General features: G+C 39.4%; 13 protein-coding genes. 3 read left to right on the plus strand and 10 right to left on the minus strand.

Annotation, left to right across the window (positions count from 1 at the left end):
- Positions 1–55: 55 nt before the first annotated feature.
- Positions 56–532, plus strand: a complete 477-nt coding sequence (locus tag MOK21_RS12575) for an NUDIX hydrolase (RefSeq protein WP_249074321.1) — start codon at positions 56–58, stop codon at positions 530–532.
- A 50-nt stretch (positions 533–582) separates the two neighbouring features.
- Here MOK21_RS12575 and MOK21_RS12580 read toward each other — a convergent pair whose 3' ends face one another.
- The 5 genes from MOK21_RS12580 to MOK21_RS12600 all read right to left on the minus strand — a co-directional run bounded on the left by MOK21_RS12580 (position 583) and on the right by MOK21_RS12600 (position 6,376).
- A complete protein-coding gene (locus MOK21_RS12580; protein WP_249074323.1) occupies positions 583–1,104 on the minus strand; it encodes a DUF6886 family protein in 522 nt (173 codons plus the stop codon).
- Positions 1,105–1,496: 392 nt separating this feature from the next.
- Complete coding sequence (locus MOK21_RS12585) at positions 1,497–2,702, minus strand: dihydrolipoamide acetyltransferase family protein (protein ID WP_249074324.1); 1,206 nt, start codon at positions 2,700–2,702, stop codon at positions 1,497–1,499.
- A gap of 12 nt (positions 2,703–2,714) precedes the next feature.
- A complete protein-coding gene (locus MOK21_RS12590) occupies positions 2,715–3,692 on the minus strand; it encodes an alpha-ketoacid dehydrogenase subunit beta (RefSeq protein WP_249074325.1) in 978 nt (325 codons plus the stop codon).
- Positions 3,692–4,789: a pyruvate dehydrogenase (acetyl-transferring) E1 component subunit alpha gene (gene pdhA, locus MOK21_RS12595; RefSeq protein WP_249074326.1), complete on the minus strand. Its 1,098-nt coding sequence runs from the start codon at positions 4,787–4,789 to the stop codon at positions 3,692–3,694. Before pdhA ends, MOK21_RS12590 begins: the two co-directional genes overlap by 1 nt.
- A 384-nt stretch (positions 4,790–5,173) precedes the next feature.
- Positions 5,174–6,376, minus strand: coding sequence for a YbfB/YjiJ family MFS transporter (locus MOK21_RS12600; RefSeq protein WP_249074327.1), 1,203 nt, complete (start codon positions 6,374–6,376; stop codon positions 5,174–5,176).
- 117 nt (positions 6,377–6,493) lie between these two features.
- Between MOK21_RS12600 and MOK21_RS12605 the strand changes: the two genes are divergently transcribed.
- Positions 6,494–7,384, plus strand: a complete 891-nt coding sequence (locus tag MOK21_RS12605; protein WP_249074328.1) for a LysR family transcriptional regulator — start codon at positions 6,494–6,496, stop codon at positions 7,382–7,384.
- Between the two features lie 146 nt (positions 7,385–7,530).
- The gene (gene solA / locus MOK21_RS12610; protein WP_249074329.1) at positions 7,531–8,655 is read left to right on the plus strand and encodes an N-methyl-L-tryptophan oxidase; all 1,125 of its coding nucleotides are present in this window, start codon (positions 7,531–7,533) and stop codon (positions 8,653–8,655) included.
- A gap of 53 nt (positions 8,656–8,708) precedes the next feature.
- Here solA and MOK21_RS12615 read toward each other — a convergent pair whose 3' ends face one another.
- The 5 genes from MOK21_RS12615 to MOK21_RS12635 all read right to left on the minus strand — a co-directional run bounded on the left by MOK21_RS12615 (position 8,709) and on the right by MOK21_RS12635 (position 16,490).
- A complete protein-coding gene (locus MOK21_RS12615) occupies positions 8,709–9,158 on the minus strand; it encodes a hypothetical protein (RefSeq protein WP_249074331.1) in 450 nt (149 codons plus the stop codon).
- Positions 9,159–9,522: 364 nt separating this feature from the next.
- Complete coding sequence (locus tag MOK21_RS12620) at positions 9,523–11,502, minus strand: hydantoinase B/oxoprolinase family protein (RefSeq protein ID WP_249074332.1); 1,980 nt, start codon at positions 11,500–11,502, stop codon at positions 9,523–9,525.
- Positions 11,503–11,525: 23 nt separating this feature from the next.
- Positions 11,526–13,550, minus strand: coding sequence for a hydantoinase/oxoprolinase family protein (locus MOK21_RS12625; protein WP_249074333.1), 2,025 nt, complete (start codon positions 13,548–13,550; stop codon positions 11,526–11,528).
- Positions 13,551–13,725: 175 nt separating this feature from the next.
- Entirely contained in the window at positions 13,726–15,123 is a 1,398-nt protein-coding gene (locus tag MOK21_RS12630) for an aldehyde dehydrogenase family protein (protein WP_249074334.1), read from the minus strand.
- Between the two features lie 38 nt (positions 15,124–15,161).
- Complete coding sequence (locus MOK21_RS12635) at positions 15,162–16,490, minus strand: aminotransferase family protein (RefSeq protein WP_249074335.1); 1,329 nt, start codon at positions 16,488–16,490, stop codon at positions 15,162–15,164.
- Positions 16,491–16,752 lie beyond the last annotated feature (262 nt).

Here is a 16,752-nt window from a genome sequence, read left to right on the forward strand (position 1 = left end):
TTTATTATCTAATTTCTATGAACGCATTCTATCTTTTATAAAGGAGGATCAAGACTTGGTTGAATTTACAATTTGTTTTCTTAAGAAGGGTGAGCAACTATTATTATTAAATAGGGATTTCCCAGAATGGATGGGGGCTTGGAATGGTGTAGGTGGAAAGATTGAGAATGATGAAACACCATTAGTTGGTGCATTACGAGAAATTAAGGAAGAAACGGGCATTGTACTGCAGGATATTACCTACAAAGGAAAAATAACATGGACGGATGGAATAACTGACTTTGGCTGTATGTATGCTTTTATTGCTGAATTACCAGAGTCCTATCAGTATGTGACACCGATTAAAGTTGCAGAAGGCATTTTAGATTGGAAAGATCTATCATGGATTTTCCATCCTAAAAATGTAGGAATAGCAGATTTAAAATATTACTTACCGAAAATGCTGGATGAAACCATAAACTATGAATACATATTTACATATGAAGATAATAAGCTGATTGATATAAGGAGTACCCCATTAGTTACTGTCTAAATAGAACAAAGCCTCGTAAACGCGATATTATCGTTTACGAGGCTTGACTATTATTTTCTTGGTTGCGCAAATCGCATTCTGCACATCGACCAATTCAATGTTGTTTTTTGAATTTCATCATAGATGTTCCACAGGCTATCGACTACCCGTATTTCAACCTTACGTTTAAACAGTTCCTCAAATAAATTATCTACTTCAAATTTAGCAATAGGATATTGTGTTGTTTCACTCGTATAATAACCAGCATTTTGATCCTGCAATGTAAATTCGCAGATGTCAAACTCATATAAGTAAAGCTTCGTATTTTTCATCGTCTCAAACCATTTGCTTTCAATTACGACAACGTGTTCACATGATGCGGATGTTATATAGGCTTGTTTATCCCATTCATTTGTATTGGCACCAATATGGTAGCAAACTCGCGGACAATTTCTAGGAGTTAAAAAATTAGGCAAGCATGTATCGTTGATTGCCCATACTAGACCTTTTTCGGGATCTAAATCTAGTCGATCCGGTAATCGTGGGTGAAATACTGTAATATCACTTTCCTCACTGACATGATATATGCGCAAATGTTTCCCCTCCTTATTTTCTTAATTTGAAGACTTTGAAATTCTGTATATGGATCCCTGCGTTTGTCGTTACTGTTCTTGCATACTATTCACTCATTTCAGTATAGCATTATAGCGTTACCTTTCTTGCGCACATTCATATTTTTCATTAACGAAAAAAGAAATAAAGCCAGAAATCCCTAACTGGATTTCTGGCTTCTCTGATTTAAAGACTGGATTGAGTTTTGATAGGCAATGAATTGTCTAATGTGGTCTGGCGTTTAACAGTGATCCATCAGGACGATTGCTGCACCGACCCATCGTTCCGATTATTGTTGAATCGCCAATAGAACGCTTGCATATTACACCCACAGACAAAAGTAATCGCTTAAGTTAGCATCTATCACTTTGAACTATAGTAAAAAACGTACAGGTTCCTCTAAATAGCCTGCCACACTACGCATAAATGCACCTACTGGCTCGCCATCAATAACACGATGATCAAATGTGCAAGACAATGTCATTGAATGGCCAATTTGTATCGTATCTTCTACTACGATTGGCTCTTTCACAATTTTATGAAAGCCCAAAATTGCTACTTCAGGATAGTTAGTAATCGGCGTCGCAAATATTGCCCCGTCCTTTCCTGTACTAGAAATTGTGAAAGTACTACCTGTTAAATCTTCAACCGTTGCTTTTCTAGAATGAACCTTTGCCAATAAACTTTCTAGCTCTTCTGTAATTTCAAAAATGCTTTTTTTATTTGCATGTTTTATCACTGGCACAAGTAGACCGTCTGAAGTAGCAACTGCAACACCAATATGAATATAAGGTAAAATTACAAGTGCTTTTTGGTCTTCATCTACCTTGGCATTAAAGTGCTCATGTTCCTGTAAAGCTGTCGCAACTGCCTTGATTAAAAAAGGTAAGTAAGTTAGTTTTTTGTCCTTCATTTCCGGCAGCTGTTGAACACTTTTCCTAAAAGCCACTAAATTCGTCACATTAATTTTTTCCATTCCGGTGCATAATACTGCCTTGGAAACGGCTTTTTGCATATTTTCAAAGATTGCTTTGCGCAACCCACGAATAGGGACGATTTTATTTTCATTAGCTTCATCTTCAATACGTTTTGACTTATTTTGCACTTTTGCTATCGCGGAAGATGATTGTTTAGCATGTCTATCTAAATCACATCGCAACACCCGTCCGTTTGGCCCACTGCCCTGTATTTCTTCAATATTAATGCCCATAGTGCGCGCTGCTTTTCTAACTGAAGGAGCTGCCATCACCCTTCCTAATATTGAAAATTCAATCTTCTCTTTCGGTATACTCTCCTCTTTTTTCTCTCCAAGTGGCTGTGTTGGCTTGGGTGGTGACGAATCTGAGGTTTTACTAAATTGACAAAGCAGACTACCTACCGTAATGGTATTTCCCTCTTCGCCTCCAAGTTTCTCAATCACTCCTGTAATGGGAGCTGTAATTTCTACAACGGCTTTATCGGTTTGAACCTCTACTAACGGCTCATTAATCGCTACTTTTTGCCCTTGCTTTACAAACCAGCCAACAATTTCTGCTTCATGTAAACCTTCCCCTATATCAGGGAGTAAAAAATCATACATTACTATCCCTCCCTATTCTTTCATGACATTTTGTACTGCACTTACAATGCGCGTTACAGTTGGCATCCATTCTGCCTCAATGCTCGATACAGGGAAAGGTGTATCATAACCTGTGACACGTAAAATCGGTGCGTGCATAGCATACATACAGTTTTCGGCAATAACTGCTGCGATTTCCGCCCCTACACCGCCTGTTTTTGCCGCTTCATGAACAACGACTAGTCTGCCAGTTTTATCTACCGACTGAATGATGGTTCCATAGTCAATAGGTGCGATTGTTCGTAAATCAATGATTTCCACAGACACACCCTGCTCTTGTAATTGTGCTACTGCCTGTTTAACCGTTACGACACACGGACCATATGTTACGATGGTCACATGCTCCCCTTCTTGAACAATTGCCGCCTTACCAATAGGCACTTCATAGTATTCTTCTTGTACTTCCTCTTTTATCGTTCGGTATAGCTTCAAAGGCTCTAAGAACAATACTGGGTCTGGATCTTTAATCGCCGCTGCGAGTAACCCTTTAGCATCGGAAGGCGTACTTGGCATGACTACCTTTAAACCTGGTGAGTGTAAGAACAATGCTTCTAAACTATCGGAATGTAATTCAGGTGCATGAATCCCTCCTCCGTATGGTGCTCTAACAACCAGTGGCACGGTAACTGTGCCTTCCGTTCGAGAACGAAGGCGTGCGGCCTGTCCTACCATTTGATCCATCGCCTCATAAATAAACCCTAAAAACTGTATTTCTGCTATTGGTTTAAGTCCTCTAGTGGCTAAACCTACTGCAGCTCCAATAATGGCAGACTCAGCAATCGGTGTATCCACTACACGCCTTTCTCCAAAACGTTCCATGAGCCCATCCGTCACACGGAAAACTCCTCCATTTTTTCCGATATCCTCACCGAGACAAAGGATTGTTTCATCATTTTCCATTGCTTGGCTTAAGCATGTATTGATTGCCTGTACTATTGTCATCTCCATCATTACACCTCTCCTCTTTGTTGCAATTGTCTTACTAAGTTTTGAGGCATTGTTTCATATGTTGCTCTTAGTACTTTTGGAATCGTTGTCTTTTCGATTGTAAGTGCCTTTTCATACGCTTTTAAAACGATTTCTTCGCAGTCATTTAACAGCTCCTCCTCTTGCCTCTCATCCCATAGCCCAGTAGTAATAATAAATTTCTTCATTCTTTCTATAGGATCATTTGTCAGCCATTCCTCAACTTCAGCTTGGTCTCTATACTTCGTCGGATCGTCTGCAGTTGTATGCGGCCCCTGGCGGAATGTAACAGCTTCAATCAGCACAGGCTCTCCATTTTTAGCTTTTTCTATAGCAAGCTTCGTTGCTTCATAAACTGCTAATACGTCATTGCCGTCTACTCTAATTCCTGTAATCCCATAAGCCAACGCCTTTTGTGCGATTGATTGGCTAGCGGTTTGTTTATGAATTGGATTACTAATTGCCCATTGATTGTTTTGAATAAAGAAAACCACTGGTAATTTATATACACCCGCAAAATTTAATGCTTCATGGAAATCGCCCTCTGAGGTACCTCCATCACCCATATAAGCAACCGAAACACTGTCTTCCCCTTTATATTTACTAGCCCATGCCCCACCTACCGCATGTAAAAATTGCGCTCCAATAACGATTTGAATAGGAAAAATAGATAAATCAGTTAAATGCTGCCCAGCCATCTTACCCATTGTGTAACAAAAGAACTTATCGATAGGCATCCCGTGAACAAATGAAGCCGCAATATCTCGGTAACTAGGATAAATCCAATCATTCGAATTCAATGCGTAAGCGCTTCCAACTTGTGCCGCTTCTTGCCCTCTAATTGGCGGATATGTTTTTATTTTACCTTGGCGTTGAAATTTCAATGCAATTCCATCAAAGATTCTCCCCTGTACCATATGTTTATACATTTCGATACATTGCTCATCTGTGGCAGTTCTTTTAAAGAAAGTTTCCGAAAGCGAACAATCTTCGTCCAAAACTGATGCTGTGTCAATTTTTAAACATGATTGATTTAACCACATTTCAACTTCGCCCTCTAAACATGACTGATTTAACCACATTTCAATTCCTCCCTTTATAACGTTATTTTAATTATAAATAAGAGACAGACGTCATATCATTAGCTAATTTTGTATTTTTTTAGCTTTTTTACACTTTAAACAGAATTATTAAATAAATCGACACAGAAATGTTGTGACATCACATGATTTCCTCAATTGGAATGTCCGTTTTGCTCAAAATAATTTTCCATATATACCCTCTCCGATGTAATACAACGAACCCGCAATAACCTTCGCATGACAATTTTCATTGCGAATCAGTCCAAGCTGTCGAACAATTTCTACGTTGGCTGACACCCTTTTTTATATCATGTAGATAGAGGCTGCCATCTTTAAGTAAAAAACAAACCAGAAACCCCCAATCGGATTTCTGGCTTTTCTAATTTAAGGACTAGATTGAGTTTTGATAGGCAATGCATTGTCAAAAGTGGCCTGCCGTTTAACAGTAATCCATCTTCCACATAACATGACCATTAAGGCAAAAAATACAATAACTCCTGCAAAAACAAGCGCTGCCTTATAACTACTATAAACCGCCACAAGCTGACCCGCGATAATCGGTCCGATAATTTGTCCAAAAGCATAAAACGTAGTTAACAAAGATACTACTGGGCCGCTTTGTGTTGGGAATAGTTGACGTGCATAGGAAGTCGTTAACGTCACAATGCCTACAAAGGTTAAGCCGAATAAAAAGGACGATAACAGGACGCTCCACACCGTTTGTGAAAATACTGGTAATAAGATGCCTAGTACTTGCAATACATACGCGACAAACAAAATTTTGATGGCAGAAAATTTTTCTAATAATACAGTCCAAACAGGTGCTGATGGGATAGCGGCTACCCCAACAATGACCCAGCTATAGGAAGAATAGGCTTGTAGTGAAGGAATATTGTGAATAATATCCACTAAAAAAGTACCTGTGATAATATAGCCTAACCCCTCTAAGCCATATGCGACAATCAACCATGGCATGAAGCCCTTTGTCATTTTTCCATTAGAGGATTTGACAGTTTTCACACTATCCTGTACATCCAAACCTTTCCAAAGTATATAAGTCGTCACTAAAAAAACAGCCGATAAAATCCCTAAGCCAATCCATGTACCTTGCCAAGCAAAACGTGCTTCAATAGCAGGGACCAATAAACCTGAAATCGCAATTCCTAGTCCAATACCTCCAAATAAATAGCCTGACCATCGTGTAAGTGAATGCTTCGCTAAGTAATCCATAACAATACTACATGTTAATACAAAAATAAGTCCCCCTGTAATGCCCGCAATTAGACGAAGCACAAGCCAAACACTATATATTTCAATGATTCCCATCAAAACAACAGAAAGGACATTTAAGACAACACTTAACAATAAAAAGTTCTTCTTTTGGCGATTGATAAATCCTGCCCACAATGCACCAATGAAATAGCCAATATAATTACTTGATGCTAAAAATCCTGCAACTTCAAACGAAAACCCAACATCATTACGCATAAATGGCAAAATTGGCGTAAATGCAAACCTGCTAATCCCCATAGCTACTACAAGTAATAGCACCCCACCAAATAAAATTCCGATGTGCTGTCGATTCAATATGCCCCCACCCCCAAAAACTTATTGTAATTAAAAGGATACAGAGTGAAAATTAATAAATCTAATATATAATTTATATAAAAGGATAAAAAATTTTTATAAGAGGTGGAATACATAATGAATTTACATGCTCTTAGATTATTTACAAAAGTAGCTGAGCTCAACAGTGTTTCGAAGGCAGCACAAGCGCTGATGATTAGTCAACCCGCCGTTACTATCCAAATAAGAAATTTGGAAAAAGAACTTGATTTAACACTGTTAGAGTCAAAAGGTAGAGGAATTACTTTAACACAAAATGGCGAATTTTTATTTAAACAGGCTCAGCGCTTATTTGATTTAGAATTGGATATCGAAAACAAACTAGAGCAATTAAAAAACACAGGTAATGAAGAATTGCAAATTGCTTCTACGCATGTTCCATCCCATTTTTTATTACCAAAATGGCTCGCAAAATATAAACAAGCCTATCCGACAACTAATATCCATATAAAGACTGCTAATTCCCAGCAGGTTATTGAAGAATTACTTCACTACAAGGCTGATATGGCTTTTATCGTAAAAGAGGATGGTCATCATCCAGATATAAATTATCAATTCCTCATGAATCTCGATTATTGGTTTATCGTTCCATTTGGTCATCCGCTGGCAGATCAGAAAGTGACATTAGCGAAATTAATGCAGCAGCCATTTGTTTCTCGAGAAGATGGTAGCTCTACGAAAGAATATTTAAACGCTTTATGTAAGGTTCATAAAATCCCACCGCCAAGAGTAGGACTACAACTTGACGGTATCAATGAATCCATTCACGCTATTGCAGCTGGGTATGGTACGATGCTAGCTCCATCTATAGCTGCCTCTAGCTTTATTCAACGTCAGCAAGTAGCGCGCGTTTTTATAAAAGATGTCGATGTTCAACGCCCTATCTACCTTTGCACACGAAAAAATGAACAAAATACCTCGTCGACCTTTAATACTTTTATTAACATCATCAATGATTCGATTTCATAACAGCCACACTTCATAAATTACGTATATTCAAAAGCACAATACTCCTACTACTGGTGGAAGATTATGCATCTTCTAGATTATTTTCTGAAAATTCTACTCTATTCGCTTTTGTTTTGTTATACTAGAGTAAAAAAGTAGGGATTGAAATGATTTATGATGTGATTGTAATCGGTGCAGGATCGATGGGGATGGCAGCGGGCTATCATTTAGCGAAGGCCGGAAAAAATGTCTTGATGCTTGATGCCTTTAATCCTCCTCACGAAGAAGGTAGTCATCATGGAGAAACAAGAATTATTCGCTTTGCGTATGGTGAAGGAGCTAGCTATGTACCTTTTGTCAAAAGAGCAGGTGAATTATGGAGAGAGCTTGAAACGTTAACGAGTGAAGCTTTATTTTTACAAACAGGTGTTATAAATGTCGGTGAAGAGACCCATCCTTTTATTCAAAATGTGAAAACAAGTGCTAAACTCTATGATTTAGCATTAGAGCAGTATTCTGCGGCTGAAGCAATGGAAAAATGGCCTGGATTATCCTTACCCAAAAACTTTGTTGCTTGTTTTGAGCCTACTGCTGGTGTCCTCCGTGTGGAAGCCTGTATTAGCGCTTATAAAAAATTAGCTCTTGAGGCAGGGGCAACCTTACATACAAACGAAAAAGTGCAATCCATCAACGCTGGAGCAATTGTCCGCGTCCAAACAGCAACTAATATATATGAAGCTAAACATTTAATTGTGACAGCTGGTGCTTGGACAACTGAGTTACTACAAACAATGGACATCGCCATTCCTGTAACACCAACGCGAAAAACATTTGCATGGTTTGAGGCTGATGAGCAGCTTTATCGAGAAGATATTTTCCCGGCCTATTGTTTTGAATTTGCTGATTCCATGTACTATGGTTTTCCTAGTATTGATGGAGCTGGTCTGAAGCTTGGCAGGCACGATGGCGGTGAAGCTATCAATCCAAATGAACCTTTATGTCCGTTTGATGAACAGGATTCTGTTGATTTACAAAATTTCATTCAGCGATTTATGCCACAGCATGGAGCATTAAAATACGGCAAAACTTGCAAATATTCAATGACCCCGGACGAAAATTTCATTATTGACTTTTTACCTGAGCATCAAAATATTGTTATTGCAGCAGGTTTTTCGGGTCATGGCTTTAAATTTAGTAGTGCCGTTGGTGAAGTACTAGCGGATTTAACGCTACATGGAAAAAGTAAGCAGGATTTATCACTCTTTAAGCTTAGTAGATTTAATACAAACTGATGCATTACTACTGTGTTGGATTAAAGCGAGAAGACTGCCATAAAGGCAGTCTTCTATCGTTTCATGATCTTTTTTACGAAATAGACGAGTACATCCAACAACACACCGTATACTAACCCTAGCCCAATGCGCACGATATAGCGAACGAACGTAAAATCATTAGCAACCATATACTCTCGTACTGGGTCATGATAGAGCAGCCACATATAAACAAAATCAGCCGTGAAAAACGACATTATAAGTTCCTTCTCATCTTGACCCATCCAATGTAAGATGCAAATACCAATCATAATGATCACAATCCACGTAGTGAAATTATTAAATGGTGCTGGAGCAAAGCGTCTTCCAGCTAAAATCACCGTAATCGGAAATACAATAATAGCAAGCCCACCAAGTATCCCTAGTTGATAAAGATCGAATAGATTAATGCCAATTACCGTCACTATATACGCAATAATACATGCCGTTATAATTTTGATATGCAAAGAACGTAAAAATGTCATTTCATTCCCTCCTGAGATGCATAAATCAAGTAACACTTTTATCGATGTCCTTCAAAACTTGCTCATCCAACCAAAACAACACCATTAGTGTAACTTTACACCAACAGTGTTGTCATTCAACCACTTTTCGTTATCCATACCGATTTGATATAAGATATGCTTGCTGATCATGTTTGATTGGGCAAATCTTTAACTTTAGATTTGTTAAAATTATGTAGTAATATTTTCCATGGTATTTGCATTGCTTTTCAAAAAAATTGTTTACCCTATTTAGCGGAGAGAGTAATGTACAGTGCACACTACTCTCTTATTTATGATTAAAGTTTTAATTGACACTTGATCAAATCATGCTAGAACGCTATATCTATCCCCAATAGGCCAAAGAACGTTTCTTCATCGCTTCCCGGTATTGCTCTGTTGAGATTGGCAATGCTTTATTTGTTTCATAATCCATAATGACACCATATTTTCGAACAACATCCATTTGATTAATTTCACCTTTGTTGTACATCTGCTCCACTTCTATTGGATCTGTCTCTAGCCATTGATGGCGATTTTTACGAATATGATCGCGTTCCTTTAATGTAGCAGCCATATCAATTTCGAAGGCATCCATATCGCGGTCAATTTCATGGATGACTACGCCATAATCAATTTTGGCACGCTCAATCGAAACATATTCATCAATCACGTCCTCTAAAACAGCGTTTACATCTCTTGCTAATGGGTCACCTAAACCACCACCTCCTGCTGAGGGACGCGTAAAGGAATCTCCTGTCTTCAACTCAACATTGGAGAAAATCGTGCCTAAAAATTTTTCATCCTCTTTGTTGGGATTTAACATAGCCCCCTGTGCAATAGAAGGTAAGCCGCCCATAATCCCCCATGTAATCGAGCGAGAACGATCACAGCAATAAGACATCACTGTTTGGTTTACATTCGTTAAAACGCCGCCCTTTTCTACACCACAGCCACCACGGTATTTACCTGGACCAGCGGAGTCTATAATAATTTCATGCTTCGTTGTAACAACCGGCGATAAACGCTCTTGCCCTTCACATGGTTGAACACTTAACCCTACCCCGAAAACTGGTGAAGTTGTATTCGCACCATCACGGTCAATACGTCCACCATGGCCACCAGCCATCCAGTCATACCACATAAAATATTCACTACTATCTCTCCGCTGATCATACCCACCTATTAATAAATACTCTAAATTAAATGAACAGGCGATAGCGCGTTCAGGCATAATATTCGACCATAACTCAAAGCAGGCATTCATTATTTTTTCAAACGCTCCTGAACAATAACCAGATACAGCTACTGGGCTAGGTGCGTTAACAACAGAGTTTTCAGGGAGGAATATTTTTACGACACGATAAAACCCTGAGTTCAGCGGAATCTCTGGGAAAAATGTTTTAGTTCCTGCATAAGTACCAGAAAGTGCCGAGCCAAAGCCTGCATTTAAAAAACAGCTAATATAAGGATGTGAATCACTTAAATCATAAGCTATTTCATCCTCCGTAATGGTCATTTTCACACGAATCGGAATGAGACCATCCCCTAATTGTGGATCCATATCGATATAATCCACCGTTTCCCATTGACCCTTTGGTAAAGCTTTAATTTTCGCTTTCATTAATCGTTCTACATAATTTTGGACTTCCTCAAAAGCCACTAGCACCGTATTTATACCGTACTTATCAATCATTTCCTTGAGCTGCTTCTCTCCAACTTTCGCCGCTTCCACTTGAGAACGTAAATCTCCAATACGTTCCTCCGGGATACGCATATTCATGACAATAATCTTCACAACATCTGTTAAATATTGACCTTTACTATAAATTCGGACAGGCGGGATACGTAGACCTTCCCCGTAATGCTCCTTAGCTGTAATATCAAAGGAACCTGGATTTGAGCCACCGACATCTGCCCAATGTCCATTTGTTTGCATGAGTGCAATTAGTTTGTCATCATGGAATACCGGTAAAACTACGCGTACGTCACTGAAATGTGTGCCTCCCCGATAAGGATCATTGACTAAAAATACATCACCTGGATGAATATCATCAGCGAAGTCCTCTAAGACAGCTTTTGCCGTTAAGTGCAATGTCCCTACATGTACGGAAATATCTTGTGTTCCTTGCATAACGGTATTCCCCTGTGCATCGCATAATGCACAGCTGAAGTCTCGATTATAAATAACAAATGAGTAGCATGTTCGCAGCATTTGTTCAGCCATTTGATCGACTAAATTTACAAAGCCGTTTTTTAACACTTCAAATGTTACTGGGTCCAGATGTTGGACCTTATGATTGGTCTCCAATTTCGTTGTACTCATTGTCCATTCCTCCTTATCATGTATTAGTTCACCGTAATAATAATATTTTTATAGGCGTCTACTTCCGCAGTAAATCCTGGTGGTATAACAGTCGTCGTATCCAGCTGATCGATAATGGCTGGACCAGCAAATTGTGTGTGAACAGGTATTTGATCGCGATTATATACATTTGTTTCAATATATTTCCCCTCAAAATAAACAGGACGTGTTTCTTTAAAAGCATCTTCTAACGAGCCTTCAGAAACATATTGTGGGAAATTAGGCTTTGGTACGGTGCCTATAGCCGTTACACGTAGACCAAATATTTCTACGGTTTGTTCCTTATCAGAAAATGCGAATTCTCGTTCATGTTCTTTATGGAATGCTTCCAAAATAGCATCTAAGGATGTTATTTGATCCGAGACGGGAACAGCTAGAGATCGCCATTGGCCCTTATAACGAAGATCAATAAAATTCGTTAATGTCGATGTATTTTCTGTTATCCCCTCCTCTTCCAATAACTCTCTTGCCTCTTGTCGAAGATCACTAAATTGATGTGTTAGTTCCTCCGCACTTACTTCATCTAGTTTTTTCACATATGTTTTAGAAATATCATGACGAACATCTACAAGTAAACATCCCATTGCCGCTGCTACACCTGGATGCGTAGGAATAATGACCTTTGGGATATTTAAATCTTTTGCCAAATAGGCGCCGTGTAATGGGCCTGCACCACCAAAGGCTACAAGCGCAAAATCACGGGGATCGTAGCCTCTTCGGACGGATATCAATCGAACTGCATCACTCATATTGGCATTGGCAACTTCGATAATGGCACTTGCCGCTTCCTCAACTGATTGATCGAAGACATTGGCGATTTTCCCTACAGCCTCTCTAGCCGCCTCTTTGTTTAATTGCATCGTGCCATCCAACAAATCTACACCTAAACGTCCTAACACTAAATTTGCATCGGAGTTAGTGGGCTCCGTTCCTCCTCGTCCATAGCAAGCTGGCCCTGGCACCGCCCCTGCACTTTGTGGTCCATTACGTAAAGAACCGCCTTCATCTTGCCAAGCGAGGCTACCTCCACCGGCTCCTATTGTTAATATTTCAATACTCGGAAAACCGATTGGATAGCCATATTCTATAGACCAATCCTTTGTAATTCGTATATCTCCTTTATACATCAGTGAAATATCAGTACTTGTACCGCCCATATCTAAGCCGATTGCATTGTCAAACCCGCACAACTTTGCGATATGCTTACTCGCAATTGCTCCAGCAGCTATCCCCGAACTCGCCAATCTAGCAGCATAGCGTGGAACTGTGCTTGATGTCATGACACCGCCACCAGAGTGTAAAACTAAAATTTCATCTTCATAGCCCTTTTTCTGCATTTCATCACTTAACTTACTAATGTAGTTACTCATAATTGGCCCAAGAACTGCATTGATAATCGTAGTACTCATGCGCTCATGCTCAAAAATTTCTGGAAGCACTTCACTCGAAATACAAACATAAACATCTGGTATTTCCTCTTTTAAAATTTCTTTGACTTTCGCCTCATTTTCCCCGTTCACATAGGAATTGATGAAACACACGGCAATGGATTCTGTTCCTCGTCTTTTTAATTTTTTCGCTAATATCCGAATTTCATCTTCATCAATAGCCTGAAGAATATTTCCTTCATAATCTATTCGTTCTGTCACTTCAAATCGATCTCGTCGTTGAATGTAAGGTCTCGCAGTATCTTTGTAGGTATCCCAAATATCTTCTTTCGTCCCACGGCGGATTTCGATGACATCTCTAAAGCCCTTTGTCGTAATAAGAGCTGTTTTTGGCAGCTTGCGTTCAATTAATGCATTCGTTCCAACTGTTGTGCCATGAGAAAAAATTTTAATATCCTTGCCATTTAGTTTTGCTTTTGCTACTCCATTTAAAATTCCTTGCTCCGGATTTGAAGGCGTAGACGACGTTTTCGTGACGAATACTTCCCCCGTCTCTTCATTAAAAACAAATACATCTGTAAACGTTCCCCCGACATCAATTGCTAAACGACTATGTGCCATAGCTCTACCTTCTTTCTTTTCATAAAATTTAAACCCCAATTTTTTTATATAGTTAATGCCTCAAGCGAAACCCCAGATTTTTTAAGTAGTTGCGTACAATTTGAAAAAATCTGGGCCATTTCACCGAGGCATAAGTGACATCTATTTTTGGTTTTCTATTCTAAATTTCTTTCATTTACTCACTTTTGGTACTAATCGTAATTGTTTTAAATGTTGTGAAGAACTCTTTTGCCGCCTGCCCCTGTTCACGGGCACCAGTACTTGAGTTTTTCATTCCTCCAAACGGCGCTTGTGGCTCAGCTCCACCCGTTTCATCGTTAACCTGTACAAGTCCAACTTCACTACGGCTAATAAAATCAAATGCTTTCGGAATGTTATTTGTATAAATAGAAGCACTCAATCCAAAATTAGAATCATTTGAAAGTCGGATTGCTTCTTCATAATCCTTTACTTTGATGACCGCTAAAACGGGTCCAAAAATCTCTTCATGGGCAATCGACATCTCGTGTGTTACATTTGTAAAGATTGTTGGATCAATATAGTATCCTTCTACCATACCTTTTGTAGGACCACCGCCAAATGCAAGCTCTGCACCATCAACTTTTGCTTTTTCGATGGCGGATAAAATAGCATCATATTGCCCTTTAGATGACACAGGCCCCATCGTAACACCAACTTCAATTTTCTTAGCTTCTTCTATTAACTGCTCTACAACTTGTTCATAAACCGCTTCCTCGATGTAAACTCGACTAGTCGCTGTACAGCGCTGTCCAGTTTGCTTCATCGCACCTTCAATCGTTAATTTTGCAGCCTGATGTATAGTGGCATCAGCTAAAATGATTGCTGCATTTTTACCGCCTAGTTCAAGCTGAATTTTTTTATTAGTAGATCCAGCAGTATCTAAAATGCTTTGCCCTACACTATTTGACCCTGTAAATGTAATCGCCTTTACTTCAGGTGCCTCCAATAATACCTGCCCCACCTTTGAACCGCGCCCTTGCACGACATTTAACACATTTTTCGGTAAGCCTGCCTGTTCAAATAATTCTCCTATTAATTTACCGGTTAAAGCGCTTTCAATAGAAGGCTTCCAAACGACTGTATTGCCATACACTAATGCAGGTGCAATTTTCCATATAGGAATAGCGACAGGGAAATTCCAAGGCGTTATGGCAGCAACGACACCAAGCGGTACCCGCATTGTGTACAAAAGTTTCGCTTCATTGGCAGAAGGTAAAACTTCTCCTTTTGCCCGCATCCCTTCTTGTGCAAAATAACGTAAAATGGAAGCACCACGTTTCACTTCTCCAAGCATTTCATTTTTCGTTTTACCCATTTCACTCGAAGCTATTTCGGCAACTTTATCCATATTTTTCTCAAGCAAGTCTGCTGTCACGCGTAAAATTTCTCCACGTGCAACAGAAGACGTATTTTTCCAACCTTCAAATGCTTCCTGAGCTGCAACGATAACGTCTTTTGTTTCATCAATTGTCAGAAGCTCTACTTGGCCTACACATTGTGATGGTTTCGCTGGATTAAATTGTTCTCGTATTTCTCTAACGATTGTTGTCATCAAATTCCTCCTTCAAATAGTGATTGTTTATGTTACCTTTACTGCTTTTCAACGATTGTTTTACGTATATGCTCAAATGTTTCATCTAAAATACGTAGCATTTCATCTAGCTCTACTTTTGATAGAATGAGAGGCGGAGAAAATACAACTGTATCTTGATCATAAGTGACTGTTCGAAGGATTAACCCTCGTTTCATCGTTTCTTGTACAAAAATCGGACTAAGAGGAGACTCAAACAATTCACCTGTCTCACGGCTCTTCACTAGTTCAATGGCTCCGAGCAATCCTAAAGTACGGACACGGCCGATAAAGCTATATTTTTCTTGCAATGCTCGGAATCCCTCTAACAGGGCATTCCCCATCTTTTCAGCATTTTCGACGAGATTTTCACGTTCAATAATTTCTATATTTTTCAACCCAACTTGACAAGCGAGTGCATGACCGCTGTAAGTATATCCGTGCATTAACGTTCCTTTAGAAAGCTCGCATAAATCTTGATGAAGCTTTTCGGAGATCGCTACACCACCAAGTTGAACATAGCCACTTGATACGCCTTTAGCGAATGACATCATATCTGGCACTACCCCATAATGCTCCATACCAAAGAATTTGCCTGTACGACCAAAGCCGGTAATAACCTCATCTGCAATGAATAAAATACCGTACTCATCACATATTTTTCGCACTTCTTTAAAGTAGTCTTTTTGCGGAATATTAACGCCACCAGCACCTTGTACAGGCTCAGAAATAAATGCTGCCACAGTCTCAGGGCCTAACGCTTCAATCGTTTCACGTAAATTACGTGCGGATTCGCTGTATACATAATGGAAATCTGGGGCGTGTGAATTGGTAAAGTCACGAAATGCCTGTAAGCCTGTCGCATTGGTTGCCCCCATAGCTACACCATGGTATGAATGAGTACGTGAAATAATTTTTTGGCGTGCTGGCTGTCCTTTTAGTAACCAGTAATGACGCGCTAATTTAATCGCTGTATCGTTCGACTCTGAGCCACCTGAAGTGAAGAATACAGTGTTTAAGTCTCCCGGCGTTAATGAAGCAATTTTTGTCGATAAACGAATAGCTGGCTCATTGCTAAAGGATGCAAAGCAGGAACTAAATGCTAAGGTAGATATTTGCTCCTTTGCCACTTCGGCAATTTCTTTACGACCATGCCCTATATTTACATTCCATAAAGAAGACATCCCATCAATGTAAATATTTCCTTCTATATCTTTTAAATAAATGCCATTGCCCTCTGTAAAAATGGCAGCTGGACCTTGTGTTTGCTGTTGCTCGATCGACGTTGTTGGATGCAGAAAATGTTTTTGATCTAACGTTTTTAACTCTTCTTTTAGTTGAATTGTCATAAATGCCATCCTCTTTTCGTTTAAAATTTCATACATATTTTTAGTAGCAATTCTCATGCCAACTGATGAAAAAAATTTATTTTAACGAAAAAATATTGCAACATTTTCAAAACGTGTGGTTGATTTCCGTTCCGGCTGGGCGCTTTGTAGCTGCCGCTTTGCTTTCGCTACAGATAAAACATTGCCGCTGACGCTTCGCTTTCGCGCAGAGCAGAGCTTCCTGGGGGCGTCCGATGAGCCGCTTCGCTTCGCTGCAGGGTCT

Origin of the sequence: Lysinibacillus sp. BPa_S21 (assembly GCF_023337795.1) — a bacterium.
In the GTDB taxonomy this organism is placed as follows: domain Bacteria; phylum Bacillota; class Bacilli; order Bacillales_A; family Planococcaceae; genus Lysinibacillus.